This is a genomic window from Geodermatophilus tzadiensis, from assembly GCF_003002915.1.
Lineage (GTDB): Bacteria > Actinomycetota > Actinomycetes > Mycobacteriales > Geodermatophilaceae > Geodermatophilus > Geodermatophilus tzadiensis.
This window is the reverse complement of sequence record NZ_PVTG01000015.1, coordinates 1-24333: the sequence shown is the minus strand read 5'-3', so window position 1 is coordinate 24333 and position 24333 is coordinate 1. Positions and strand designations below refer to the sequence as shown.

Below are 24333 nucleotides of genomic sequence, written 5' to 3'. Positions count from 1 at the left end.
CCGACCTGCGCGGAACGGGGATACTCGGGGGCATGGCCACCTCCGTCGGTCTCGGCATGCCCGCGCTGCCCCCGCCCGTCCTCGCCCCGCGCCGCAAGACCCGCCAGCTCATGGTCGGCGACGTCGGCGTCGGCAGCGACTTCCCGGTCAGCGTGCAGTCGATGACGACGACCAAGACCGCCGACGTCAACGCGACGCTGCAGCAGATCGCCGAGCTGACCGCCTCGGGCTGCCAGATCGTGCGGGTCGCCGTCCCCGACACCGACGACGCCGAGGCGCTGCCGGTCATCGCCCGGAAGTCGCAGATCCCGGTCATCGCCGACATTCACTTCCAGCCCCGCTACGTGTTCGCCGCGATCGACGCCGGCTGCGCCGCGGTCCGGGTCAACCCGGGCAACATCAAGAAGTTCGACGACAAGGTCGGCGAGATCGCGAAGGCGGCGAAGGGCGCCGGCATCCCGATCCGCATCGGCGTCAACGCCGGGTCGCTGGACAAGCGGCTGCTCGCCAAGTACGGCAAGGCCACCCCCGAGGCGCTGGTGGAGTCGGCGCTGTGGGAGTGCTCGCTGTTCGAGGAGCACGACTTCCGCGACATCAAGATCTCGGTCAAGCACAACGACCCGGTGGTCATGGTGCGCGCCTACGAGCTGCTCGCCGCGCAGTGCGACTACCCGCTGCACCTCGGCGTCACCGAGGCCGGCCCGGCCTTCCAGGGCACCATCAAGTCCGCCGTCGCCTTCGGCGCGCTGCTGTCCCAGGGCATCGGCGACACCATCCGCGTCTCGCTCTCGGCGCCGCCGGCCGAGGAGGTCAAGGTCGGCAACCAGATCCTCGAGTCGCTCAACCTGCGCCAGCGCGGCCTGGAGATCGTCAGCTGCCCCTCGTGCGGGCGCGCGCAGGTCGACGTCTACAAGCTGGCCGACGAGGTGACCGCCGGGCTCGAGGGCATGGAGGTCCCGCTGCGCGTGGCGGTGATGGGCTGCGTCGTCAACGGTCCCGGCGAGGCCCGCGAGGCCGACCTCGGGGTGGCCTCCGGCAACGGCAAGGGCCAGATCTTCGTCAAGGGCGAGGTGGTCAAGACCGTCCCCGAGTCGCAGATCGTGGAGACCCTCATCGAGGAGGCCATGCGCATCGCCGGCGAGCAGGTCGACGACGACGGCGTCGCCTCCGGCCCGCCCGTCGTCACCGTCGGCTGACCCGCCCCGTCCCCGTGCTCCGCTCGCCGACCGCCCGCGTCCTCGACGAGACCGACGAGCCGGCCGTCCGCCGGCTCCTGGCGCTCGACCCGGTCGGGGCCTGCGTGATCGCCGGGCGGGTGGAGGTCGCCGGCACCGCGCCGGCGGCGCTGGGCGCCCCGCTGTGGGGCATCGGCGGCGGCCGCTCCCTCGACGCGATCTGCCTGGCCGGCGCCAACCTCATCCCGTTCGCCGTCCCCGGCGCCGAGCGGGCCGCGGCCACCGCCTTCGCCGAGCGCGCCCGCCGGGGCGGCCGGCGCTGCTCGACCATCGTCGGGCCCGCCGCCGCGGTCGAGCCGCTGTGGGAGCTGCTCGAGCCCACGTGGGGCCCGGCGCGCGACCACCGGCCCCGGCAGCCGCTCCTGGCCGTCGAGGGCCCGCCGGCGGTGGCGCCCGAGCCGCGGGTGCGCCCGGTCCGGCCCGCCGAGGTCGACGTGCTGCTGCCGGCCGCGGTGGCCATGTTCACCGAGGAGGTCGGCGTCAGCCCGCTGCGGGTCGACGGCGGCGCGGGCTACCGGGCCCGCGTCGAGGACCTCGTGCGCGCGGGTCAGTCGCTGGCCTGGATCGAGGACGGCCAGGTGCTGTTCAAGGCCGAGATCGGCGCGGTGTCGCGGGCGGCCTGCCAGGTGCAGGGCGTGTGGGTCGCCCCGGCGCTGCGCGGCCGCGGCCTCGGCGCCGCCGGCATGGCCGCCGTCGTCGAGTACGCCCGGACGGCGATCGCGCCGGTGGTCAGCCTCTACGTCAACGACTACAACGCCCCCGCCCGGGCGGTGTACCGGCGGGTCGGCTTCACCGAGGTCGGCTGCTACGCCAGCGTCCTGTTCTGACGGAGGACCACCCCCGCTCCCACGCCTCGCTCCGCTCGGCGCGGGTCCTTGGAGGGCGGCCGTTCCCGCACGTCGCCGTCGGGAGGGCCCCATCGTCTGACAGGGTGGGTGGCCGTGGGAGCACGACGCACGGCGGTCCTCGGTTCGGTCCTGACGCTGCTCGCCGCCCCGGCGCTGGCGGCCTGCTCGGGCGGCTCCGAGGACGACGTCCGCGCCGCCGCCCAGGCCTTCCTCGACGACTGGTCGGCCGGCGACCCGGACGCCGCCGCGGCGGCCACCACCGACCCCGACGCGGCCGGCGCCCTGCTCGAGCAGACCGCCACCGACCTGCCCGGGGCCACCCTCGCCGCCGAGCTCGGCGAGGTCACCGTCGACGACGGCACCGCCACCGCCGGCTGGACGGCCACCTGGGACCTCGCCGCCGCTCCCGACTGGACCTACGACGCGACCCTCGAGCTGCAGGAGGGCGACGAGGGCTGGCAGGTCGTGGCCGCGCCCACCGTCGTGCACCCCGAGCTGGGGGAGGGACAGCGCCTGCAGCTGACCCGCACGCTGCCCGAGCGCGCCGCCCTCACCGACGCCGCGGGCCAGCCGCTGTTCACCCCCACCGAGGTGGTCAACGTGGGCGTGGCCAAGGACGAGGTCACCGACCTGCCGGCGCTGGCCGCGGCGCTGTCGGCGGCCACCGGCATCCCGGCCGAGCAGATCACCGCCGACGTCGAGGCCGCCCCGGCCGGCCAGTTCGTGCCGGTGATCACCCTGCGCCGGCCCGACTTCGAGGCCGTCCGCGCCCAGGTGTTCGACCTGCCCGGCGCGGTGTTCCCCACCGAGACCCGGCTGCTGGCCCCCTCGGCCCGGTTCGCCCCCGCGCTGCTCGGCCGGGTCGGCGCGGCCACCGCCGAGGTGATCGAGGAGACCACCGAGGACGACGAGGCCGTCTACGCCGCCGGCGACCAGCTGGGCCTGTCGGGCCTGCAGCGCGCCTTCCAGGAGCAGCTCACCGGCACCCCCGGCTTCACCGTCGCGGTGGTCAGCACCGACGAGGCCACCGGCGACACCGGCCGCCAGCTGGACGCCGTCGACCCGGTGCCCGGCGAGCCGGTGCAGACGCCGCTGGTCCGCCCGCTGCAGGACGCCGCCGACGCCGCCGTCGCGACCCAGCCGCTGGCCACCCACCTGGTCGTCGTGCGGCCCGGGACCGGTGAGGTCCTGGCGGTGTCGTCCAACGAGGCGGCCGCCGCCGGCAACGCGCTGACCGGGCAGTACCCGCCGGGCTCGAGCATGAAGACGATCACCGCCACCGCGCTGCTGTCCGCCGGCGGGCTCACCCCGGACACCCCGGTGGCCTGCCCCGGGACGACGGTCGTCGAGGGCCGCGAGTTCGAGAACCAGGACCAGTTCGACCTCGGCACGGTGCCCTTCACCGAGGCCTTCGCCCGGTCGTGCAACACGACGTTCATCCAGGCCGGCCTGCAGCTGCCCGACGACGCGCTCGCCGCCGCGGCCGCGTCCTACGGCGTCGGCACCGACTGGCAGCTGCCGGTCGACGTCTTCTCCGGCAGCGTGCCCGCCGACTCCACCGGCACCACCAAGGCGGCCGACGCGATCGGCCAGGGCCAGGTGCTGGTGAGCCCGGCGCAGATGGCGCTGGTCGCCGCCGGCATCGCCAGCGGCACCCCCGCCGCCCCGGTGGAGGTCGTCGGCGCCGAGCCGGCCGGGCCGGCGCCGGAGGGCCCGGGTCAGGCGGTCCTCGACCAGCTGCGGCCGATGATGCGGCAGGTGGTGCTGTCGGGGACGGCGACCGCGCTGGCCGCCCGCGGCGAGGTCTACGGCAAGACCGGCACCGCCGAGTTCGGCAGCAACACCCCGCCGGACTCCCACGGCTGGTTCGTCGGCTACCGGCTCGGCGGCCCGCAGGGCGACATCGCCTTCGCCGTCCTGGTGGAGGCCGGGCAGTCCAGCAGCGCCGCCGTCGGCGTCACCGACGCCTTCCTCGGCGCCCTGGGCTGAGGGTCAGGTCAGGACAGGCCGGGCAGGGCGGTGGTGAGCGGGGTCCGCCCGGCGGCCACCCGCCAGCCGACGGCGCGGACCTCGGCGGCCTGCAGGCCGTCCACGGCCAGCTGGCGCACCTCGATCTCCGCGGCCGCGTCGAGCAGCGCCACCCACGAGCCGCTGACCCCCTCCTCGAGGACGACGGCCAGCGCCGCGGCGTCGACCGCCGACAGCACCGGGAACGGCAGCTCGTAGCCGGCCCCGGCCGGCGTCGGGTCCGCGCCGCGCCCGTCGAGCAGCGCCGCCAGCCGGTCGCGGGCGTCGCGGTGCGCCTGCTCGGCGTCGGTCGCCGGCGCCCGCCCGTCGGCCGGCAGCGCCGCACCCACGACGCCGTAGCCCCACACCGCGGCGTGCTCGGCGGCCAGCGCGTCCTGCAGCGCGGTCTCCTCGGCACCCGCCGCGCCGTCCCCGTCCTCGGCCATGACCGTCCCCCTCACGCCAGCGCGGTCTCGTGACCGCGCAGTCCGGCCGCCACCGACCCCAGCAGCGCCGCCCGCGCCCCGGCCACCTCGACGCAGGCCGTCGCGTGGCTCGTCGCGGCCGTGCCGACCTGCTCCCGGAGCCAGGCCCGCACGTCCCCGCCGGCCGGCGGTGCGGCCGCCGGCGCCGCGGTCGAGGAGGCCGTGGCCGTGGCCGTGGGCGCCGCCTCGCGCAACCGGTCGAGCTGGTCGCGGGCCTGGTCCGCGGGCACCGCGAGCTCGGCGCGCAGCGCCGGGTCGGCCGTGCCGGCGGCGGCGTAGGCGGTGACCACGGCCTCCTGGACGGCGACCTGCGCGGCCAGCCGGTCGACCTGCTCGGCGGTTTCCCGGGCCGCCTCCCGGGAGCTGCCGGGGGTGCACCCGGCGACGGTGGTGAACAGGGCCAGCCCGGCCGCGCCGGCGAGCAGGCCGCGCCGGGAGAAGCCGGTCGGGACGGGGGGAGCGGGCGGTGCGGACATCACCGCCATCCTCCCAGGACCGCCCCCGCCCGCCGGACAGCGACGGGCGGGTGCCGCCCGGGCACCGGCGCCCGGCCGACGGGCGAACGGTCGGCGGGGGAGCGGTAGCCTGACGGCTCCCCCGGGTAGGCACGGCCGGTGCCGTGCGACGCGCGCCGCCGGGCGCCGCCCCGGGCGGTGCGGTCCGCCGAGCACGAGCTCCGACCGGTCCAGGAGGGAGGGAGCCCGTGTCCACGCGACGGCAGGACCCGGCCGCAGGTCGACGGCAGGACCCGGCCGCAGGTCGCCGGCAGGACCCGGCCACGCGCCGGGGCCGGGACGACCCGGCCGCCACCCGGCTGGCCGGCTGGATCGCCCCCCTGGTCGGCGCCGCCGGCTACGACCTCGAGGAGCTGGTGGTCACCCCCGCCGGCCGGCGCAGCATCGTCCGCGTGGTGGTCGACCGCGATCAGGGCGTCACGCTCGACGACGTCGCGGAGGTCAGCCGCGCGGTGTCGGCGGTGCTCGACGACGACGACGGCGAGTTCGGCGCCGCCCCCTACGTGCTCGAGGTGACCAGCCCCGGCGTCGACCGGCCGCTCACCGAGCCGCGGCACTGGCGGCGCAACACCGGCCGCCTGGTCGCCGTCGCCGTCGGCCCGGCCGGCGCGACCGAGCAGGTGACCGGGCGGGTCACCGCCGTCGACGACGACGGCGTGACCCTCGCCGTGGAGAAGCCGGGCAAGCCCGGCGCGCGCCGCAAGCCGCCCACCCCGCGGCAGGTCCCGTGGGCCGAGCTCGGCGCCGGGCGGGTGCAGGTCGAGTTCGCCCGCCCCGGCACGGACGACGACGCGCACGACGACGACGCGCACGACGAGCTGCCGGACGACGAGCTGCTGGACGACGAGGGCGACGACGGAGGAGGACAGTGAACATCGACGTGACCGCCCTCAAGGCGGTCGAGCGGGAGAAGGGCATCCCCGCCGACACGGTCATCGAGGCGATCGAGACGGCGCTGGTGACCGCCTACCGGCACGCCGACGGCGCCGCCAAGCACGTGCGGGTGCACGTCGACCGCAAGACCGGCGAGGTCGCGGTGCTCGCCCAGGAGCTGGGTGCCGACGGCGAGGTCGTGCGCGAGTGGGACGACACCCCCTCGGACTTCGGCCGGATCGCGGCCAGCACCGCCAAGCAGGTGATCGTCCAGCGGCTGCGCGACGCCGAGCACGAGCAGACCTTCGGCGAGTACGCCGGCAAGGAGGGCGACATCGTCAGCGGCGTCGTCCAGGCCGACGCGCGCCGCAACGCCCAGGGCTCGGTGCTGGTCGACATCGGCAAGGTCGAGGCGGTGCTGCCCTCCGCCGAGCAGGTGCCCGGGGAGAAGTACCCGCACGGCAGCCGGCTGCGCGCCTACGTCGTGTCGGTCGCACGCACCTACCGCGGGCCGCAGGTGACCGTCTCGCGCACCCACCCGAACCTGGTGCGCAAGCTGTTCGCCCTCGAGGTCCCCGAGATCGCCGACGGCAGCGTGGAGATCGTCGCCGTCGCCCGCGAGGCCGGGCACCGCTCGAAGATCGCCGTCCGCACCTCGGTGCCCGGGCTCAACGCCAAGGGCGCCTGCATCGGGCCGATGGGGCAGCGGGTGCGCAACGTCATGAGCGAGCTGCACGGCGAGAAGATCGACATCGTCGACTGGTCCGACGACCCCGCCACCTTCGTCGCCTCGGCGCTGAGCCCCGCCCGGGTGAGCGCCGCGACCCTGGTCGACCCCAAGGCCAAGGCGGTGCGGGTCGTGGTGCCCGACTACCAGCTGTCGCTGGCCATCGGCAAGGAGGGCCAGAACGCCCGCCTCGCCGCCCGGCTCACCGGCTGCCGCATCGACATCCGCAGCGACGCCGCCCCCGACGACGCCGCGCCCTCGCCCGGGGTGGGCCGCCCGCCGCTGCGCTCGGGCCCGCCGCCGGTGCGCGCCGGTGCTCCGGGCGGCCGGCCGGCCCCCGGTGGGGGTGCCCTCCGACCCGGTCAGCGGCGCCCGGAACAACGAGGTCCCGCAGCGCGCTAGAGTGACGGGTGGCCGAAACGTCGATCCCGGTGCGCACCTGTGTGGGCTGCCGGGAACGCGCTCCGGTCACCGACCTGCTGCGTGTCGTCGTCCGGGACGGGGCCCTCGTGCCCGATCCGCGACGGCGGCTCCCCGGCCGGGGCGCCTCGCTGCACCCCACCCCGGAGTGCCTGCGCGCAGCGGAGCGACGCCGGGCCTTCCCCCGGGCGCTGCGCCTCCCCGGAGGCGGCGGCGCCGCGGTGGAGGCCGGTCCGCTCCGGACCCACGTCCTCGGTGCACCAGCACCCGCGGACGCCCGGCCCGGGCGGGCGCACCACCTCGAACGACAGACCGCAGTCCCACCGGCGGACCGGCCCCAGGCCGGTGCGCACGTCGAGAGCAGGACGTCGTCGGATGAGCCAGCCGTGAAGTCCCCACGATGACAAGCCAGACCATGCACCACTGACGACGAGGTCGCGCGGGCGAGCCGCCGGCCTCACCAGAGGAGATCCGTGCCAGGCAAAGCCCGCGTCCACGAACTCGCCAAGGAGTTCGGGGTCGACAGCAAGACCGTGCTCGCCAAGCTCAAGGAGCAGGGCGAGTTCGTGAAGTCCGCCTCCTCGACCGTCGAGGCCCCCGTGGCCCGTCGGCTCCGGGAGGCCCTCGGCGCGTCCGCCGGCGGCAATGGCAACGGCGGCGGTGCCCCCGCGGCCCGTCCCGCCGCGCCGTCCGCCCCGCGCCCGTCCGCGCCGCGCCCGTCCGCCCCGCAGCCGGTGGCGAGCGCTCCGCAGGCCCCCGCCGCCCCGTCGGCGCCGGCCCCGGCCGCCGGTCCCACCCCGGGTCCGCGTCCCGGTGCCCCGCGTCCCGGCGCACCCACCCCCGGCCCGCGTCCGGCCGCGCCCCAGGCCCCGGCCGCCGGCGCGCCGGTCCAGCAGCCGGCCGCCCCTGCCCCTGCCCCTGCCCCGGTCCAGCAGCCGGCCGCCAGCGCCCCGGTGCAGCAGCCGGCCGCCCCGCAGGGCCCGCGTCCGGGCGCCCCGCGCCCGGGTGCCCCCGCGTCGCGTCCGGCCGGCGGTCCGGTGCCCGGTCCCGCGCGTCCGGCCGCCCCGCGACCGGCGGCTCCCGGCGCGCAGCGTCCCGGCGCCCCCGGTGCCGGTCCGGCCGCGCCCGGTGCCGGTCCGCGGCCGGGTCCCCGCCCGGCGCCGCGTCCGGGCAACAACCCCTTCAGCAGCGCCCCGCGGCCGGGTCCGGCCGCCGGCGGCCCGCGTCCCGGCCCCGCGGCCGGCGGTCCCCGGCCCGGTCCCGGCGCCGGTGGACCCCGTCCCGCGCCGGGTGCCGGCGGTCCCCGTCCCGGTGGCCCGCGTCCGGGTCCCGGTGCCGGTGGCCCGCGTCCGGCCGCCGGTCCCGGCGGTCCCCGGCCGAACCCGGGCATGATGCCGCAGCGTCCCTCGCCCGGCATGATGCCGCCGCGTCCGGCCGGTGCCGGCCGTCCCGGCGGTGGTCCCGGCGGTGCCGGTGGCCGTGGCCGCCCGGGTGCGCCCGGCGGTGGCGGCGGCTTCCGTCCCGGTGGCGGCGGTGGCCCCGGTGGCGGCGGCGCGCCGGCCGGCGGTGGCTTCCGCAGCGGCGGCGGTGGCCGCGGTCGCGGTCGCGGTGGCTCCGGTGCGGGCACCGCGGGTGCCTTCGGGCGTCCCGGCGGCCGTGGTCCGGTCCGCGGGCGCAAGAGCAAGAAGCAGCGGCGTCAGGAGTTCGACTCCATGGCGGCGCCCAGCATGGGCGGCGTCAGCCTGCCGCGTGGGCACGGGCAGGTCGTCCGGCTGCCCCGCGGCGCCTCGCTGACCGACCTCGCCGAGAAGATCGGCGCCCAGCCGGCCGCGCTGGTCACCGCCCTGTTCCACCTGGGCGAGATGGTCACCGCGACGCAGTCGGTCAACGAGGACACCCTGCAGCTGCTCGGTGCCGAGATCGAGTGGGACATCCAGGTCGTCAGCCCGGAGGACGAGGACCGCGAGCTCCTCGAGACCTTCGACCTCACCTTCGGCGACGAGGGTGACGAGGCCGACTGGGAGGCCCGCCCGCCGGTCGTCACCGTCATGGGTCACGTCGACCACGGCAAGACGAAGCTCCTGGACGCCATCCGCAACACCAACGTGGTGGCGCGGGAGGCCGGTGGCATCACCCAGCACATCGGCGCCTACCAGATCGTCACCGAGCTGGAGGACTACGAGCGGCCGATCACCTTCATCGACACCCCGGGTCACGAGTCGTTCACCGCGATGCGCGCCCGCGGCGCGAAGGTGACCGACATCGTGATCCTGGTCGTGGCCGCCGACGACGGCGTCATGCCGCAGACGGTCGAGGCGCTCAACCACGCCCAGGCCGCCGAGGTGCCGATCGTGGTCGCGGTCAACAAGATCGACAAGGAGGGGGCCAACCCCGCCAAGATCCGGCAGCAGCTCACCGAGTACGGCCTGGTGGCCGAGGAGTACGGCGGCGACACGATGTTCGTCGACGTCTCCGCGACCACGCGCCAGGGCCTCGACGAGCTGCTCACGGCGATCCTGCTGACCGCCGACGCCTCCCTGGACCTGCGCGCGAACACCGAGCAGGATCCCCAGGGCGTCGTCATCGAGGGCAAGCTGGACAAGGGCCGCGGCCCCGTCGCGACCGTGCTCGTCCAGCGCGGCACGCTGCGCCAGGGCGACTCGATCGTGGCCGGCGACGCCTACGGGCGCGTCCGGTCGCTGCTCGACGAGCACGGCAACAAGCTCAAGGAGGCCCTGCCGGCCCGCCCCGTGCAGGTCGTGGGGCTCACCTCGGTGCCACGTGCCGGTGACACGTTCCTCGTCGTCGAGGAGGACCGTGTCGCCCGGCAGATCGCCGACCGTCGTCAGGCCCGCATCCGCAACGCGCAGAACGCCTCCATGCGCAAGCGGATCAGCCTCGAGGACCTCGACGCGGCGCTCAAGGAGAACCGCCAGCTCAACCTGATCATCAAGGGCGACAACTCGGGCACCGTGGAGGCGCTCGAGGAGGCCCTGATGAAGATCGAGGTGAGCGACGACATCTCGCTGCGGGTCATCCACCGCGGCGTCGGCGGCATCACCAAGAGCGACATCGACCTGGCGCTGGCCGACGACGTCATCGTCCTGGGCTTCAACGTCCGGGCCGAGGGCCAGGCCACCGAGCTCGCCAGCCGCGAGGGCGTCGACGTCCGGTACTACTCGGTCATCTACCAGGCGATCGAGGAGATCGAGGCGGCCCTCAAGGGCATGCTCAAGCCGGAGTACGAGGAGGTCGCGCTCGGTACGGCGGAGGTCCGCGAGGTCTTCCGGGTGCCGCGCATCGGCAACGTGGCGGGCTCCATCGTCCGCAGCGGCACGATCACCCGGAACTCCAAGGCCCGGCTGGTCCGCGACGGGGTGGTCGTCGCCGACAACCTCACCGTCGAGTCGCTGCGCCGGTTCAAGGACGACGTCACCGAGGTCCGCGACGGCTACGAGTGCGGTATCGGGCTCGGGTCGTTCAACGACATCAAGATCGAGGACGTCATCGAGACGTTCGAGATGCGCGAGAAGCCGCGCGCCTGAGGAAGCACCCCCCTGCACCCCACGACCCGCTCCGCGCGCCGTGGGGTGCAGGGGGGCGTCCGGGACGTCGCCAGCGACAGGGAGGAGCACCCGTGTTCACGGGGGCGCTGACCGCCGACCTGCTGCTGGGTGACGTCCACTCGCTCAAGGGCAAGCGCGCCGTGGTCCGGCCGATCGTGGCCGAGCTGCGGCGCCGCTTCGCCGTGGCCGCGGCCGAGGTCGGCGACCTCGACCTGCACCGCCGTGTGCAGGTCGGGGTCGCCACGGTCGCGGGGGACGCCGGTCAGGTGACCGACGTCCTCGACGCCTGCGAGCGGTTGCTGGCCGAGCGGCCGGAGGTGACGCTGCTGTCGACGCACCGGCAGCTGTTCTCCGACTCCGACGACTGAACGAAGGACCCCCTCGCCCCCCACCTCTCGCAGGCTCGGGGCGGGGCCCTGCGAGGGGGCCACCCGCTCGTCCCCCGCCCGACCCGGGCGCGCCCCGTGGCGCGCCCCCGACCCCCGGAGGTCCGCCGTGGCCGACCCCGCCCGCGCCCGCAAGCTCGCGGTGCGCATCCGACAGATCGTCTCCGCCGCGATCGAGTCGCAGATCAAGGACCCCCGGCTGGGCATGGTCACCGTGACCGACGCCCGTGTCACCAGTGACCTGCGCGAGGCCACGGTCTTCTACACCGTCTACGGCGACGAGACCGCGGTGGCTGACTCCGCCCGCGCGCTGGCCAGCGCCACCGGCGTGCTGCGCTCGACGGTGGGCAGGCAGACCGGCATCAAGTTCGTGCCGACGCTCGAGTTCGTGGCCGACCACGTCCCGGACACCGCCCGGGAGCTCGACGAGGCCCTCGAGCGGGTCCGGCACGCCGACGCCGAGCTGGCCCGGCTGCGCGAGCACGCCACCTACGCCGGGGACGCCGACCCCTACCGGCACCCCGAGGACGACGACGACCCCGAGGACGTCGGCTCGTCCTCCGAGCACAGGAGCGCCTCGTGAGCGAGAACGACCCCGACCCGTACCTGCCCGGCGAGGGCCAGGGCCGCTCGGAGCTCGGCGGCCGCGCCGAGCCCAGTGCCGGCGACCCGACCGACGGCGGCCGCCGGGGCCAGATCGGCGAGGTGCCCAGCATCGCCGAGGACGAGCCCGACGACGGCGGCCCCCCGCTGCCGCCCGGCGGCGGCCGGGTCACCGAGGACTCCAACGCGTCCCCGGTGGCCGACCCGGGCCCCGACGCCTGACCCGGTGACCGTCCCGACCACACCCGGGCGCACCCCGGCCGCCGTGCTGGCCGCGGCGGCCGACGCCCGGGCCACCGTCGTGCTCTCCGGGCACGTGCAGCCCGACGCCGACGCCCTCGGCAGCACCCTCGCCCTCGCCGAGGGCCTGCGCCGCCGGGGCGCCCGGGTGCTGGCCACCTTCCCCGGCCCGCCCACGCTGCCCGCGTCGCTGGGCTGGCTGCCCGGCGCCGAGGGGCTGGTGCCGTCGAGCGCGGTGCCGGCGGCGCCCGACGTCTTCGTCGGCCTCGACGCCGCCTCGCCGGGCCGGCTCGGGGAGCTGGCCGCGGTGCTCGAGCGCGCCGGCACGTCGGTCGTGCTCGACCACCACGCCAGCAACCCCGGCTTCGGCGACGTCCGCCAGGTCGACCCCGCCGCGCCGGCCACCGTGGTGCTGGTCGCCGCGCTGCTCGACGAGCTGGGCGTCGACCTCGACGCGGAGCTGGCCACGCTGCTCTACGCCGGGCTGGCCGCCGACACCGGCTCCTTCCGGTTCGGCAGCACCCGCCCCGACACCCACCACCTCGCCGCGCGGCTGCTCGGCACCGGCATCGACCACGCCGCGATCAGCCGGCGGCTGTTCGACACCGCCCCCTTCGGCTGGCTGCGCCTGCTCTCGGCGGTGACCGGCCGCGCGGCGCTCGAGCCCGAGGTGGGCGGCGGCCTGGTGTGGACCTGGTCGACCACCGCCGAGGCCGCCGAGCACGGCCTGCCCGGCGAGCAGCTCGAGGCGCTGGTCGACGTCGTCCGCAGCACCGCCGAGGCCGACGTCGCCTGCGTGCTCAAGGGCCAGGACGACGGCACGTGGTCGGTGTCGCTGCGCTCGCGCGGTGCCACCGACGTCGCCCGGGTGGCGATGGCCCTGGGCGGCGGCGGGCACCGCGCCGCGGCCGGGTTCACCTCGCACGAGGACCGCGAGAGCACCGTCGAGGCGATCCGCACGCGGTTGTCGTCGGCGTGGTGACTGCGCGGGGCCGGTTCCGCGGTCCCCGCGCCGTGACCGCGGGGGAGCGGCGGTCCCCGTCAGTGCTGGGCCTGGCCGTCCCGGCGCTCGTGGTCCTGGCCGCCGAGCCGCTGTACCTGCTCGTCGACACCGCGGTCGTCGGCAACCTCGGCACCGTCCCGCTCGGCGGGCTCGCCGTCGGCGGCGGCCTGCTGGCCTGGGCCGCGGCGCTGCTGAACTTCCTCGCCTACGGCACCACCGCCCGCGCCGCGCGCCGGGCCGGGGCCGGCGACCGGGCCGGTGCCGTCGCCGAGGGCGTGCAGGCCACCTGGCTGGCGCTGCTCCTCGGTGCCGCCGTCGTGCTGCTGTTCCAGCTGCTGGCCGGCCCGCTGACCCGGGCGCTGGCCGGCGGCCCCGGCGAGGTGGCCGAGGCCGGGGAGCAGTGGCTGCGGGTCGCCGGCTGCGGCGCCCCGCTGCTGCTGGTCTCCCTGGCCGGCAACGGCTGGCTGCGCGGCGTGCAGGACCTGCGCCGCCCGGTGCGCTTCGTCCTCGCCGGGAGCCTGCTCAGCCTGGTCCTCTGCCCGCTGCTGGTGCACCCGGCCGGCCTCGGCCTGCCGGGCTCCGCGGTGGCCAACCTCGTCGGCCAGTCGCTGACCGCGGCGCTGTTCGTACGCGCGCTGCTGCGCGAGGGCGCCGACTGGCGGTTCCGCCCGGCCGCCGTCCGCGCGCAGCTGGTGCTCGGCCGCGACCTGCTGCTGCGCGCGACCGTGCTGCAGCTGGCCTTCCTCGTGGCCGCCGGCGTCGCCGCGCGCACCGGGCAGGCCGCCCTCGGCGCCCACCAGATCGCCCTGCAGCTGTTCCTCTTCCTCGCGCTGGTCCTCGACGCCTACGCCATCGCCGCCCAGACGCTGGTCGGCCACGCCCTCGGCGCCGGGCGGCCGGACGAGGCCCGCGCCACCGCCCGGCGGGTGACCCTGTGGGGCCTGGGCACCGGCGTGCTGGTCGCCGCGGTGCTGCTGGCCGGCCGCGACCTCGTCGTCCCGCTGTTCACCGACGACCCCGCCGTCCGCGCGCAGGCCGGGCTGGTGTGGTGGTTCCTCGCCGGCTTCCAGCCGCTCGCCGGGGTGGTGTTCGCCCTCGACGGCGTGCTCATGGGCGCCGGCGACGTCGGCTACCTGCGCACGGTGACCGTCGGCGCGGCCCTGGTCGGCTTCCTGCCGCTGTCGCTGCTGTCCGGGCCGCTGGACTGGGGCCTGGCCGGGGTGTGGACCGGGCTGACCGCGTTCATCGCGCTGCGGCTGGTCGCGGTCCTGGCCCGGGTGGCGGGGGACAGGTGGCTGACCGCACCTGCCACGGTGGGCGCATGAGCCGCCGCCGCGCCGCCGACGCCGACGTGACCCCGGGGGTCCTGCTGGTCGACAAGCCCGGCGGGATGACCTCGCACGACGTCGTCGCCCGGGCCCGGCGGGTGCTGTCGGTGCGCCGCGTCGGGCACGCCGGCACGCTCGACCCGATGGCCACCGGCCTGCTGGTGCTCGGCGTCGGCGCCGCCACCCGGCTGCTGGGCCACCTCGGCGGCTCGGACAAGGTCTACGAGGCCACCGTCCGGCTCGGGCGGACGACGGTCACCGACGACCGGGAGGGCGAGGTGCTGACCACGACGTCGGCCGCCCACCTCGACGACGACGCCGTCCGCGCGGCACTGGCCGGCCAGACCGGGCCGCTGCAGCAGGTGCCCTCGGCGGTGAGCGCGGTCAAGGTGGACGGCCGCCGCAGCTACGAGCGCGTGCGGGCCGGCGAGGAGGTCGTGCTCGAGCCGCGCTCGGTCACCGTGCACCGCATCGACGTGCACGCGATCACCCGGCCCACCCCCGACCTGGTCGACGTCGACGTCACCGTGGCCTGCACCGCCGGCACCTACGTCCGCGCCATCGCCCGCGACGCCGGGGCCGCGCTGGGCGTCGGCGGCCACCTGACGGCGCTGCGCCGCACCGCCTCGGGCCCGTTCACCACCGCCCGGGCCGCGCCGGTCGAGGAGGCCGCGGCCGCGCTCGCCGCCGGCGGGGGCCCGGGCGTGCTGTCCCTGCCCGAGGCCGCCACGGCGCTCTACCCGGAGCGCCGGCTCACCGACGACGAGGCCCGCGCCCTGGGGTACGGGCAGCGGATCGCCGCCACCGGCCGCCCCGGGCTGGTGGCCGCGCTCGACCCGGCCGGGCGGCTGGCCGCGCTGGTGCAGGACGCCGGGACGACCGCCCGCGTCGCGGTCGGCTTCCCGCGGTGAGGCGCGGCGACGGCCCCCGCTCGGGGGTCCGCCGTCAGCCCCGGGCGACCTTGCCGATCAGTGAGTCGTCGAGGTGCTCGAGCAGGTCGGCCGGGGTGGCGTACACCTCGTCGGCGCCCTCCTCGAGCAGCTCCTGCCGCGAGATCCCGCCGCAGGTCAGCGCGATGCAGGGGAAGCCGGCGTCCCGGGCGGCCCGCACGTCCCAGATGGTGTCGCCGACCGCGACGGTCCGGTCGGGGTCCAGGCCGTGGGCCTCCGCGGCGGTGCGCAGCAGGTCCGGCGCCGGCTTCGCCGACTCGACGTCGGCCGACGTCGTCGACCCGTCGACGACGTCCTCGCCGCCGATCGCCGGCACCATCCACTCCAGGTCCGACTCCTCGCCGCTGGTCGCCAGCACCACGGCCAGATCCCGCTCCCGGCACGCGGCGAGCAGCTCGTCGACCCGCGGGAAGGCGGCCACCTGCTCGCGCAGCGGCTCGTAGCGGCGGCTCTTGGCCTCCATCACCTCGTCGACGTCACCCGCGTCGTCCCCCAGCAGGTGGGTGACCAGCTCGGCGCTGCCGATGCCGATCGACCGGTGGCAGTCGGCCATGGACACGTCGTCGTGCCCGGTGTCGCGGAAGGCCTGCCACCAGGCCAGGACCTGCAGGTAGTTGGTGTCGAGCAGGGTGCCGTCGACGTCGAGGAGCACGCCGGGCCGCTTCTCCGGGGTCACCGCGCCATCCTCGCCCCGGCGGCGGACCCCCGCAGTGGTTGGCGGGTGGCGCCGCCGGGAAGGGGGCGTCCATGAGCGTCGTCAAGATCAACGCGATCAGCGTCCCGCCCCACGCGCAGGAGCGCTTCGAGGAGCGCTTCCGCGGCCGCGCCGGCGCCGTGGAGAAGACCCCCGGCTTCGAGTGGTTCGAGCTGCTGCGCCCGCTGGAGGGCACCGACCAGTACCTGGTCTACACGCGGTGGTCGAGCGAGGAGGCCTACCGGGCCTGGGAGGACGGCCAGGACTTCGCCCGGGCGCACGACGGCGGCGGCGACGAGCTGGCCCCCGCGGCCAGCGACTCGCACCACCTGTGGTCCTACGAGGTGATCGAGAGCTCCGCGCCCGACCGGCCCTGACCCCGGCCGGACCGGGCCCGCCCGGCCCGCGGCGGCGGTCGGCTCCCGGCCGCCGCCCTGCCCGGCGCTACTGTGAGCGGCGGGCCGGTCGTCCGCCGGTCCCGCCCCGAGCTCGCCCAGGTGGGAGACATGACCGACACGCTCGCCGACAGCCGCACCTCGTCCCGGGTCTTCTCCGAGGGTGTGCCGGTGACCGTGGAGGACGTGTCCCGCCGCCCGGCCGCCGAGCGCGAGGCGGTGCTGGCCGACCCCGGCTTCGGCCGGCACTTCACCGACTCGATGTTCGTGGCCCGGTACACCGCCGGCCGCGGGTGGCACGACGCCCGGCTGACCGCCTACGCGCCGCTGCAGGTCGACCCGGCCACCGCGGCCCTGCACTACGCGCAGTCGATCTTCGAGGGGCTCAAGGCCTACGCCCAGCCCGACGGCAGCGTGGCCACCTTCCGTCCCGAGGCCAACGCCGCCCGCTTCGCCCGCGGCGCCCGCCGGCTGGCCATGCCGCCGGTGCCCGAGGAGGCGTTCATCGCCGCCGTCGACGCGCTCGTCGACGCCGACCGCGACTGGGTGCCCACCGGCCCCGACCAGACGCTGTACCTGCGGCCCTACCAGCTGGCCACCGAGCCCTTCCTCGGCGTGCGGCCGGCCCACGAGTACCTCTTCCTCGTCATCGCCAGCCCGGCGGGCGCCTACTTCCCGCGCGGCGTCCACCCGGTGTCGGTGTACCTCTCCGAGGACTACATCCGGGCCGCGCCCGGCGGCACCGGCGACGTCAAGTGCGCCGGCAACTACGCCGCCAGCCTGCTCGCACAGGAGCAGGCCATCGCGGCCGGCTGCGACCAGGTGGTCTGGCTCGACGCGGTGGAGAAGCGCTACGTCGAGGAGATGGGCGGGATGAACCTGTTCTTCGTCCTCGGCACCGGCGACGACGCCGAGCTGGTCACCCCCGAGCTCACCGGCACGCTGCTGCCCGGCATCACCCGCGACTCGCTGATCGCCGTCGCCCGCGAGCGCGGCATGCGGGTCACCGAGCGCCGGTTCAGCGTCGACGAGTGGCGCGCCGGCGTCGCCGACGGCACGGTCACCGAGACCTTCGCCTGCGGCACCGCCGCCGTCATCACCCCGGTCGGCGAGGTCAAGGCCCGCACCGGCGACTTCACCGTGGGCGACGGCGAGCCCGGCCCGGTGACCATGGGGCTGCGCGAGCACCTGCTCGACATCCAGCACGGCCGGGTGCCCGACACCCACGGCTGGCTGCACCGGGTCGCCTGAGCGACCCGGTCGGGCGGGGACGGGAGAGCGGGGGACGTGCGCCGCTGGCGGGGCCTGCCGGCGACCCCCGGCGACCTGGGCCGCACGGTGGTCACCATCGGCATGTACGACGGCGTCCACCGCGGCCACCAGGAGCTCATCGGCACCGCGGTGGCCCGCGCCCGCGCGCTCGGCCGGCCCTGCGTGCTGGTCACCTTCGACCCGCACCCCACCGAGGTGGTCCGCCCCGGGACGCACCCGGCCATCCTCACCTCACTCGACCGCAAGGCCGAGCTGGTCGCCGACCTCGGCGTCGACGCGATGTGCGTCCTGCCGTTCACGCAGGAGTTCAGCCGGTGGACCCCCGAGGAGTTCGCCCACGAGGTGCTGGTGGAGAACCTGCACGCGGCCGCCGTCGTCGTCGGGCAGAACTTCACCTACGGGCACAGGGCGGCCGGCACCGTCGAGACGCTGACCCAGGAGGGCCGCCGGTTCGGCTTCGCCGTGGACGGCGTGCCCCTCGCCGGTGACGCCTCGGCCGACGGCGAGGTCACCATCTCCTCGACCTACGTCCGCGCCTGCGTCGCGGCCGGCGACATGGCCAGCGCGGCCCGCGCACTGGGCCGGCCGCACCGGGTCGACGGCGTCGTCGTCCGCGGCGACCGGCGCGGCCGCGAGCTGGGCTACCCGACGGCGAACGTGGAGAGCCCGCCCTGGACGGCCATCCCCGCCGACGGCGTGTACGCCGGCTCCCTCGTCGTCCGGGACCTCGCCGGCCGCACCGTCGACAGCCGCCCCGCCGCGATCTCGGTGGGCACCAACCCGACCTTCCAGGGCACCCGGCGCACCGTCGAGGCGTACGTCCTCGACTTCTCCGGCGACCTCTACGGCGAGCACGTCGGCGTGGAGTTCGTCGAGCGGCTGCGGCCGATGACCTCCTTCGTCGGCGTCGACGAGCTGGTCGCCACCATGGCCGACGACGTCGCGCGCACCCGCGCCGTGCTGGGGCTGCCCCCCGCCGGGTGATCGCCGCCGGGGCCCCGCCGGCCCGCTGGTAGCCTCGGAGCGGTCGGGCTCTCGCCCGACGTGTGTGTCACCTGCCCCCGTGAGTCAGACCGGGGGCCACACGAGACCTGGCCAGGAGGCCCGTCCATGGCGCTCGACAGCGCGACGAAGCAGCAGATCATGACCGACTACGCGACGGTCGAGCGGGACACCGGCTCGCCCGAGGTCCAGGTCGCGATGCTCACCCGCCGGATCAGCGACCTGACCGAGCACCTCAAGCAGCACAAGCACGACCACCACAGCCGCCGGGGCCTGCTGCTCCTGGTCGGCCGCCGTCGCCGGCTGCTGAACTACCTGGCGAAGACCGACATCAACCGCTACCGCTCGCTCATCGAGCGGCTCGGTCTGCGCCGCTGACCCCGGAGGGGGCCGTCCCGCCGGGACGGTCCCCTCTCTCGTGGGGCACCCGCCCCGCGAGCCCCGGCGCCCCGCCGCGCGCCCCGACGCTGGTCGGTCCTCGGTGGTGGCCCCCGGGTGTGCCCCTCCGCGACGGAGGGAACCGACCCCGTGGGCTTCGATCGAAGACCGGTCACCCGGCAGCAGTCCGGCGCAGGACGCCACGAAGAGGACGTCGCCGCATGCGACGCAGGAAGAGGACGACGTGTCCGCACCCACCACCCAGGGCAGCCAGGCCACCAACGGCGTGGCTGCCGAGTACGACCCCGAGGACGGCGTCACCACCGCCACCGCCGTCATCGACAACGGCAGCCGCGGCAGCCGCAGCATCACCTTCGAGACCGGGCGGCTGGCCAAGCAGGCCGCCGGCTCGGTCGTCGTCACCACGGGCGACACCATGCTCCTGTCGGCCACCACGGCCGGCCGGCAGCCCAAGGAGCACTTCGACTTCTTCCCGCTGACGGTCGACGTCGAGGAGCGCATGTACGCCGCCGGGCGCATCCCCGGCTCGTTCTTCCGCCGCGAGGGCCGGCCCAGCGAGGACGCCATCCTCACCTGCCGGCTCATCGACCGCCCGCTGCGCCCGACCTTCGCCAAGGGCCTGCGCAACGAGGTCCAGGTCGTCATCACCGTGCTGGCGCTCGACCCCGACCACCTCTACGACGTGCTGGCGATCAACGGCGCCTCCGCCTCGACCCAGCTGTCGGGCCTGCCGTTCTCCGGCCCGGTCGGCGGCACCCGCGTCGCGCTCGTCGACGGCCAGTGGGTCGGCTTCCCGACGCACTCCGAGCTCGAGGACGCCGTCTTCGACATGGTCGTCGCCGGCCGGCTGCTGCCCGACGGCGACGTGGCGATCATGATGGTCGAGGCCGAGGCCACCGAGAAGACGATCCAGCTGGTCGCCGGCGGCGCGTCCGCCCCGACCGAGGAGGTCGTGGCGCAGGGCCTCGAGGCGGCCAAGCCGTTCATCCGGGCGCTGTGCGAGGCGCAGTCGGCGCTGGCCGAGAAGGCCGCCAAGCCGGTCGCGGAGTTCCCGCGCTTCCTCGACTACTCCGACGACGTCTACGCCGCCGTCGAGTCCGCCGCCCTCGAGCGGCTGACCCAGGCGCAGTCGATCGCCGGCAAGCAGGAGCGCAACGACGCCACCGACGCGCTCAAGGACGAGGTCACCGCCTCGCTGGCCGAGCAGTTCGCCGGCCGTGAGAAGGAGGTGTCGGCCGCCTTCCGCGCCGTCACCAAGAAGGTCGTCCGCCAGCGCATCCTGCGCGACAAGGTCCGCATCGACGGCCGCGGCGTCACCGACATCCGGCCGCTGTCGGCCGAGGTCGAGGTCGTCCCGCGGGTGCACGGCTCGGCGCTGTTCGAGCGCGGCGAGACCCAGATCCTGGGCATCACCACGCTGAACATGCTCCGCATGGAGCAGCAGCTGGACACGCTGTCGCCCGAGACGCGCAAGCGCTACATGCACAACTACAACTTCCCGCCGTACTCCACCGGCGAGACCGGCCGCGTCGGCTCGCCCAAGCGGCGCGAGATCGGCCACGGCGCGCTCGCCGAGCGGGCGCTGCTGCCGGTGCTGCCCGACCGCGAGGAGTTCCCCTACGCGATCCGGCAGGTGTCCGAGGCGCTGGGCTCCAACGGCTCGACGTCGATGGGCTCGGTCTGCGCCTCCACCCTGTCGCTGCTCAACGCCGGTGTGCCGCTGCGCGCCCCGGTCGCCGGCATCGCGATGGGCCTGGTGTCCGACGAGGTCGACGGGAAGACCGAGTACGTCGCGCTGACCGACATCCTCGGCGCCGAGGACGCCTTCGGTGACATGGACTTCAAGGTCGCCGGCACCAAGGACTTCGTCACGGCCCTGCAGCTGGACACCAAGCTCGACGGCATCCCGTCCGACGTGCTCGCCCAGGCGCTGACCCAGGCCCGCGCCGCCCGGCTGCACATCCTCGACGTGATGAACGAGGCCATCGACGCCCCCGACGAGATGAGCCCGTACGCCCCGCGCGTGACCACGGTGCGCATCCCGGTCGACAAGATCGGCGCGGTCATCGGCCCCAAGGGCCAGATGATCAACTCGATCCAGGACGAGACCGGCGCCGACATCACCATCGAGGACGACGGCACGATCTACGTCGGCGCCTCCGACGGCCCCTCGGCCCAGGCCGCGGTGGACCGCATCAACGCCATCGCCAACCCGCAGATGCCGAAGGTCGGGGAGCGCTTCCTCGGCACGGTCGTCAAGACCACGCCGTTCGGCGCCTTCGTCTCGCTGCTGCCGGGCAAGGACGGCCTGGTCCACATCAGCAAGCTCGGTGGCGGCAAGCGCATCGGCAAGGTCGAGGACGTCGTCAACGTCGGCGACAAGCTGCAGGTCGAGATCACCGACATCGACGCCCGGGGCAAGATCAGCCTCGTCCCGGTGGCCGCCGAGGCCGCCGGCGACGGCGCTGACGCCGGTGACGCGGCCGCTCCGGCCGACGCGCCCGCGGAGGCCTGACACGACCGCCGACCCGACGACGACCGGGGCCGGGACGGGCACGGGGTCCACCGACCTCGGGCTCGTCCCGGCCCCGGTCGGTGTTCCCTCCGTCCTCGACGTCGACGACGACGGCGGCCGCGTGGAGCGCACGGTGCTCCCCGGCGGCCTGCGGGTGCTCACCGAGACGATGCCCGGCGTCCTGTCCGCGACGCTGGGCATCTGGGTGGGCGTGGGCTCGCGCGACGAGACCGACCGCGTCGCCGGTGCCTCGCACTTCCTCGAGCACCTGCTGTTCAAGGGCACCCGCAGCCGCAGCGCGCTGGAGATCGCGACGGCGATGGACGCCGTCGGCGGTGAGATGAACGCCTTCACCGCCAAGGAGCACACCTGCTACTACGCCAACGTGCTCGCCAGCGACCTGCCGTTGGCGGTCACGCTGCTCGGCGACCTGGTCACCGAGGCGCTCAACACCCCCGAGGACCTGGAGTCCGAGCGGACGGTGGTGCTCGAGGAGATCGCCATGCGCGACGACGAGCCCTCCGACCTCGTGCACGACCTGTTCGCCGAGACGCTCTTCGGCGGCGGCCCGCTGGGCCGGTCGGTGCTGGGCAGCGTCGAGTCGATCGAGGGCCTGACCCGCGACGACGTCGACGGCTGGTACCGCTCGCGCTACGCCGTCCCGTCGATGGTGGTCACCGCCGCCGGACGGGTCGACCACCAGCAGGTGGTCGACCTGGTGACGGCGGTCTTCGGCGACCGGCTCGCCGGTGACGGGGCCCCGGCCCCGCTGCGCCGGGGCGAGGACGTCGCCCCGGCCCGGCCCGCGCGGCCGACCGGACTGGTGTCGCGCCGCACCGAGCAGACGCACCTGCTGCTGGGCAGCCTCGGCCTGAGCCGCTTCGACGACCGGCGCTACGCCGCGGCGGTGCTGGAGACCGCGGTCGGCGGCGGGATGAGCTCGCGGCTGTTCCAGGAGGTCCGGGAGAAGCGCGGGCTGGTCTACAGCGTCGGCTCGGCGCTGACCTCCTACGCCGGCACCGGCTCCTTCTCGGTCTACGCCGCGTGCTCCAAGAAGCGGGTGCCCGAGGTGCTGCGGCTGGTGCGCGAGGAGCTGGCGCGCGTGGCCGCCGACGGGCTCACCCCCGAGGAGGTCGCGCGCGGGCGCGGTCAGCTGCGCGGCGGCACCGTCCTCGGCCTGGAGGACACCGGGTCGCGGATGAGCCGGCTGGGCAAGAGCGAGCTCTCGCACGGGGAGTACGTGCCGGTGCGCGAGGTCCTCGAGCGGATCGCCGCGGTCGACGAGGAGCAGGTGCGCGCCACGGCCGCCGACCTGCTCACCCGGGAGACCTGCCTCGCCGTGGTCGGTCCCTACCGCACCGCCGACCTCGACCGGCTATGAGCGGCGACCCGTCCGTGGCCACCCGGCGCGAGCACCCGGCGCTGCGGGTCCACGGCGCGCTGTCGCGCGCGGCGTTCGCCGTCACGGTGCTCGTCTCGCTGGCGGTGCTGTTCGCCCCGGCGTCCGACGTGCCGGCGGCACCGCCCGGTGTGGACAAGCTCGTGCACCTCGCGCTGTTCCTGGCGCTGGCGCTCGCCGGGCGGTGGGCGGGCATCCGGCCGGTGCACCTCGGGGTCCTGCTCCTGGCCTACGGCGCGGTCAGCGAGGTGGTGCAGGCCGTGTCGGCCCTGGCGCGCTCGGGCTCGGTGCTCGACTGGGTGGCCGACGCCGCCGGGGTCGGGCTCGGCCTGCTGGCGTGGTCGGCGGGGGAGCGGCGCACCGCCGTCCGCTGACCGGACCCGGTGTTGCACCCCGATCCGGCGCCGGGAAGCCTGGCGCGGTGACCACCACTCCCTCCGCTCCCGACCACCAGGCAGCCGGCGGGGAGGCGGCCGAGCCGCCGCGGATCGCGGTCGGCGTGCTCGGTGCCCGGGGGCGGATGGGCACCGAGGTGGTCAAGGCGGTCGACGCCGCCGACGACCTCGAGCTGGTGGCGATGGTCGACGACGGCGACTGGCTGTTCAACGTGGCCGACGCCGGCGCCCAGGTGGTCGTGGACTTCACCCGCCCGGACGTCGTCATGGACAACCTCCGCTTCTGCATCGACCAGGGCATCCACTGTGTGGTCGGGACGACCGGCTTCGACGAGCAGCGGCTGGCCACGGTGGCGCAGTGGCTGGAGCCCAAGCCGGACGTCGGCGTGGTCATCGCCCCCAACTTCGGCATCGGCGCGGTCCTGCTCATGCGCTTCGCCCAGGAGGCGGCCCGGTTCTTCCCCTCCACCGAGGTCGTCGAGCTGCACCACCCGAACAAGGTCGACGCCCCCTCGGGGACGGCGGTGCGCACGGCCCGGCTCGTCGCCGCGGCCCGCCGGTCGGCCGGCCTGCCGCCGGCGCCCGACGCCACCACGGACGCGCTGCCCGGCGCTCGGGGTGCCGACGTGGAGGGGATCCCGGTGCACGCGGTGCGCCTCACCGGGCTGGTCGCCCACCAGGAGGTGCTCATGGGCGCGGCGGGGGAGACCCTGACCCTCCGGCACGACTCCTTCGACCGCGCGTCGTTCATGCCCGGGGTGCTCCTGGCGGTCCGCGAGATCGGCCGCCGCCCCGGCCTGACCGTGGGCATCGAGTCCTTCCTCGGCCTCTGACCGGAGCGCCCCCGGTGTGACGGAGACCCCGCGTGCACGACCCCCGGAGGTGGTGTACTGTTCTCTTCGCGCCGGACGGGGCCGAGAGGCCCGCGGAGAGCACCCCAGCGGTGCAGACCTCCGTGAGACGGCGTAGAGTGGGACAAGCAGCCACCGAGGACACCCGAGAGGGTCGAGTTGGTGTGCGTCCGCTCCTTGAGAACTCAACAGCGTGCCGAAAGTCAGTGCCAAGTAGTAACCCCG

Annotated in this window: 24 protein-coding genes and 1 pseudogene; 22 read left to right on the top strand and 3 right to left on the bottom strand. The window is 75.9% G+C overall.

Annotation, left to right across the window (positions count from 1 at the left end; translation table 11 throughout):
- Nucleotides 1-32: 32 nt before the first annotated feature.
- From ispG to LY71_RS17650, 3 genes are all read left to right on the top strand, one after another.
- The gene (ispG, locus tag LY71_RS17660; protein WP_106280070.1) at nucleotides 33-1196 is read left to right on the top strand and encodes a flavodoxin-dependent (E)-4-hydroxy-3-methylbut-2-enyl-diphosphate synthase; all 1164 of its coding nucleotides are present in this window, start codon (nucleotides 33-35) and stop codon (nucleotides 1194-1196) included.
- Nucleotides 1197-1210: 14 nt separating this feature from the next.
- On the top strand, nucleotides 1211-2062 hold the full coding sequence (locus LY71_RS17655; RefSeq protein ID WP_106280068.1) for a GNAT family N-acetyltransferase: 852 nt from the start codon (nucleotides 1211-1213) through the stop codon (nucleotides 2060-2062).
- A gap of 114 nt (nucleotides 2063-2176) precedes the next feature.
- The gene (locus LY71_RS17650) at nucleotides 2177-4072 is read left to right on the top strand and encodes a penicillin-binding transpeptidase domain-containing protein (RefSeq protein WP_106280277.1); all 1896 of its coding nucleotides are present in this window, start codon (nucleotides 2177-2179) and stop codon (nucleotides 4070-4072) included.
- Nucleotides 4073-4080: 8 nt separating this feature from the next.
- Here LY71_RS17650 and LY71_RS17645 read toward each other — a convergent pair whose 3' ends face one another.
- On the bottom strand, nucleotides 4081-4536 hold the full coding sequence (locus LY71_RS17645; RefSeq protein ID WP_106280064.1) for a ferritin-like domain-containing protein: 456 nt from the start codon (nucleotides 4534-4536) through the stop codon (nucleotides 4081-4083).
- An 11-nt stretch (nucleotides 4537-4547) separates the two neighbouring features.
- Nucleotides 4548-5051, bottom strand: a complete 504-nt coding sequence (locus tag LY71_RS17640; protein ID WP_106280275.1) for a hypothetical protein — start codon at nucleotides 5049-5051, stop codon at nucleotides 4548-4550.
- Between the two features lie 227 nt (nucleotides 5052-5278).
- On the opposite strand from LY71_RS17640, the gene rimP reads away from it, so the two are divergent.
- The 11 genes and pseudogenes from rimP to truB all read left to right on the top strand — a co-directional run bounded on the left by rimP (nucleotide 5279) and on the right by truB (nucleotide 15147).
- Nucleotides 5279-5962, top strand: a complete 684-nt coding sequence (gene rimP / locus LY71_RS17635; RefSeq protein ID WP_106280062.1) for a ribosome maturation factor RimP — start codon at nucleotides 5279-5281, stop codon at nucleotides 5960-5962.
- On the top strand, nucleotides 5959-7092 hold the full coding sequence (gene nusA, locus LY71_RS17630) for a transcription termination factor NusA (protein WP_106280060.1): 1134 nt from the start codon (nucleotides 5959-5961) through the stop codon (nucleotides 7090-7092). Before rimP ends, nusA begins: the two co-directional genes overlap by 4 nt.
- Nucleotides 7093-7100: 8 nt before the next feature.
- Nucleotides 7101-7514 (top strand): DUF448 domain-containing protein, encoded by a 414-nt coding sequence (locus tag LY71_RS17625; RefSeq protein WP_106280058.1) that lies wholly within the window; start codon nucleotides 7101-7103, stop codon nucleotides 7512-7514.
- A 69-nt stretch (nucleotides 7515-7583) separates the two neighbouring features.
- A pseudogene (locus LY71_RS24530) lies at nucleotides 7584-7730 on the top strand (translation initiation factor IF-2 N-terminal domain-containing protein); the annotation flags it as partial.
- Between the two features lie 1092 nt (nucleotides 7731-8822).
- Complete coding sequence (gene infB, locus LY71_RS24205; RefSeq protein ID WP_245888040.1) at nucleotides 8823-10655, top strand: translation initiation factor IF-2; 1833 nt, start codon at nucleotides 8823-8825, stop codon at nucleotides 10653-10655.
- A 92-nt stretch (nucleotides 10656-10747) separates the two neighbouring features.
- Nucleotides 10748-11044: a DUF503 domain-containing protein gene (locus tag LY71_RS17615; protein ID WP_106280052.1), complete on the top strand. Its 297-nt coding sequence runs from the start codon at nucleotides 10748-10750 to the stop codon at nucleotides 11042-11044.
- Nucleotides 11045-11171: 127 nt separating this feature from the next.
- Nucleotides 11172-11645: a 30S ribosome-binding factor RbfA gene (gene rbfA / locus LY71_RS17610; RefSeq protein ID WP_106280049.1), complete on the top strand. Its 474-nt coding sequence runs from the start codon at nucleotides 11172-11174 to the stop codon at nucleotides 11643-11645.
- Nucleotides 11642-11887: a hypothetical protein gene (locus tag LY71_RS17605; protein ID WP_106280047.1), complete on the top strand. Its 246-nt coding sequence runs from the start codon at nucleotides 11642-11644 to the stop codon at nucleotides 11885-11887. Before rbfA ends, LY71_RS17605 begins: the two co-directional genes overlap by 4 nt.
- Nucleotides 11888-11891: 4 nt before the next feature.
- Complete coding sequence (locus LY71_RS17600; RefSeq protein WP_106280045.1) at nucleotides 11892-12887, top strand: DHH family phosphoesterase; 996 nt, start codon at nucleotides 11892-11894, stop codon at nucleotides 12885-12887.
- Complete coding sequence (locus LY71_RS17595) at nucleotides 12884-14233, top strand: MATE family efflux transporter (protein ID WP_245888004.1); 1350 nt, start codon at nucleotides 12884-12886, stop codon at nucleotides 14231-14233. Before LY71_RS17600 ends, LY71_RS17595 begins: the two co-directional genes overlap by 4 nt.
- On the top strand, nucleotides 14230-15147 hold the full coding sequence (gene truB / locus LY71_RS17590) for a tRNA pseudouridine(55) synthase TruB (protein ID WP_106280041.1): 918 nt from the start codon (nucleotides 14230-14232) through the stop codon (nucleotides 15145-15147). The genes LY71_RS17595 and truB overlap by 4 nt, the downstream gene beginning before the upstream one ends.
- A gap of 34 nt (nucleotides 15148-15181) precedes the next feature.
- On the opposite strand, the gene LY71_RS17585 is transcribed toward truB, so the two are convergent.
- Nucleotides 15182-15862 (bottom strand): HAD family hydrolase, encoded by a 681-nt coding sequence (locus tag LY71_RS17585; RefSeq protein ID WP_106280039.1) that lies wholly within the window; start codon nucleotides 15860-15862, stop codon nucleotides 15182-15184.
- Nucleotides 15863-15933: 71 nt separating this feature from the next.
- On the opposite strand from LY71_RS17585, the gene LY71_RS17580 reads away from it, so the two are divergent.
- The 8 genes from LY71_RS17580 (at nucleotide 15934) to dapB (ending at nucleotide 24090) form a co-directional block, all read left to right on the top strand.
- Entirely contained in the window at nucleotides 15934-16257 is a 324-nt protein-coding gene (locus tag LY71_RS17580; protein WP_106280037.1) for an antibiotic biosynthesis monooxygenase family protein, read from the top strand.
- A gap of 129 nt (nucleotides 16258-16386) precedes the next feature.
- Nucleotides 16387-17526 carry a branched-chain amino acid aminotransferase gene (locus LY71_RS17575; RefSeq protein WP_211297407.1) on the top strand — a complete coding sequence of 380 codons (1140 nt, stop codon included), beginning with the start codon at nucleotides 16387-16389 and terminating at the stop codon, nucleotides 17524-17526.
- 36 nt (nucleotides 17527-17562) lie between these two features.
- Complete coding sequence (locus LY71_RS17570; RefSeq protein WP_106280034.1) at nucleotides 17563-18531, top strand: bifunctional riboflavin kinase/FAD synthetase; 969 nt, start codon at nucleotides 17563-17565, stop codon at nucleotides 18529-18531.
- Between the two features lie 126 nt (nucleotides 18532-18657).
- Entirely contained in the window at nucleotides 18658-18927 is a 270-nt protein-coding gene (rpsO, locus tag LY71_RS17565; RefSeq protein ID WP_091382653.1) for a 30S ribosomal protein S15, read from the top strand.
- Nucleotides 18928-19171: 244 nt separating this feature from the next.
- A complete protein-coding gene (locus LY71_RS17560; RefSeq protein ID WP_211297406.1) occupies nucleotides 19172-21463 on the top strand; it encodes a polyribonucleotide nucleotidyltransferase in 2292 nt (763 codons plus the stop codon).
- 121 nt (nucleotides 21464-21584) lie between these two features.
- A complete protein-coding gene (locus LY71_RS17555; protein ID WP_245888001.1) occupies nucleotides 21585-22844 on the top strand; it encodes a M16 family metallopeptidase in 1260 nt (419 codons plus the stop codon).
- Nucleotides 22841-23236: a VanZ family protein gene (locus LY71_RS17550; protein ID WP_106280030.1), complete on the top strand. Its 396-nt coding sequence runs from the start codon at nucleotides 22841-22843 to the stop codon at nucleotides 23234-23236. The genes LY71_RS17555 and LY71_RS17550 overlap by 4 nt, the downstream gene beginning before the upstream one ends.
- Nucleotides 23237-23283: 47 nt before the next feature.
- The gene (dapB, locus tag LY71_RS17545; protein ID WP_106280028.1) at nucleotides 23284-24090 is read left to right on the top strand and encodes a 4-hydroxy-tetrahydrodipicolinate reductase; all 807 of its coding nucleotides are present in this window, start codon (nucleotides 23284-23286) and stop codon (nucleotides 24088-24090) included.
- Nucleotides 24091-24333: the final 243 nt, after the last annotated feature.

Excerpts from the sequence above, each read along its gene's own strand:
- LY71_RS17550 (WP_106280030.1), top strand. The coding sequence starts at position 22,841 with ATGAGCGGCGACCCGTCCGTGGCCACCCGGCGCGAGCACCCGGCGCTG.
- LY71_RS17575 (WP_211297407.1), top strand. The coding sequence starts at position 16,387 with ATGACCGACACGCTCGCCGACAGCCGCACCTCGTCCCGGGTCTTCTCC.
- truB (WP_106280041.1), top strand. The coding sequence starts at position 14,230 with ATGAGCCGCCGCCGCGCCGCCGACGCCGACGTGACCCCGGGGGTCCTG.
- LY71_RS17640 (WP_106280275.1), bottom strand. The coding sequence starts at position 5,051 with ATGTCCGCACCGCCCGCTCCCCCCGTCCCGACCGGCTTCTCCCGGCGC.
- infB (WP_245888040.1), top strand. The coding sequence starts at position 8,823 with ATGGCGGCGCCCAGCATGGGCGGCGTCAGCCTGCCGCGTGGGCACGGG.
- ispG (WP_106280070.1), top strand. The coding sequence starts at position 33 with ATGGCCACCTCCGTCGGTCTCGGCATGCCCGCGCTGCCCCCGCCCGTC.
- LY71_RS17580 (WP_106280037.1), top strand. The coding sequence starts at position 15,934 with ATGAGCGTCGTCAAGATCAACGCGATCAGCGTCCCGCCCCACGCGCAG.
- LY71_RS17645 (WP_106280064.1), bottom strand. The coding sequence starts at position 4,536 with ATGGCCGAGGACGGGGACGGCGCGGCGGGTGCCGAGGAGACCGCGCTG.
- rpsO (WP_091382653.1), top strand. The coding sequence starts at position 18,658 with ATGGCGCTCGACAGCGCGACGAAGCAGCAGATCATGACCGACTACGCG.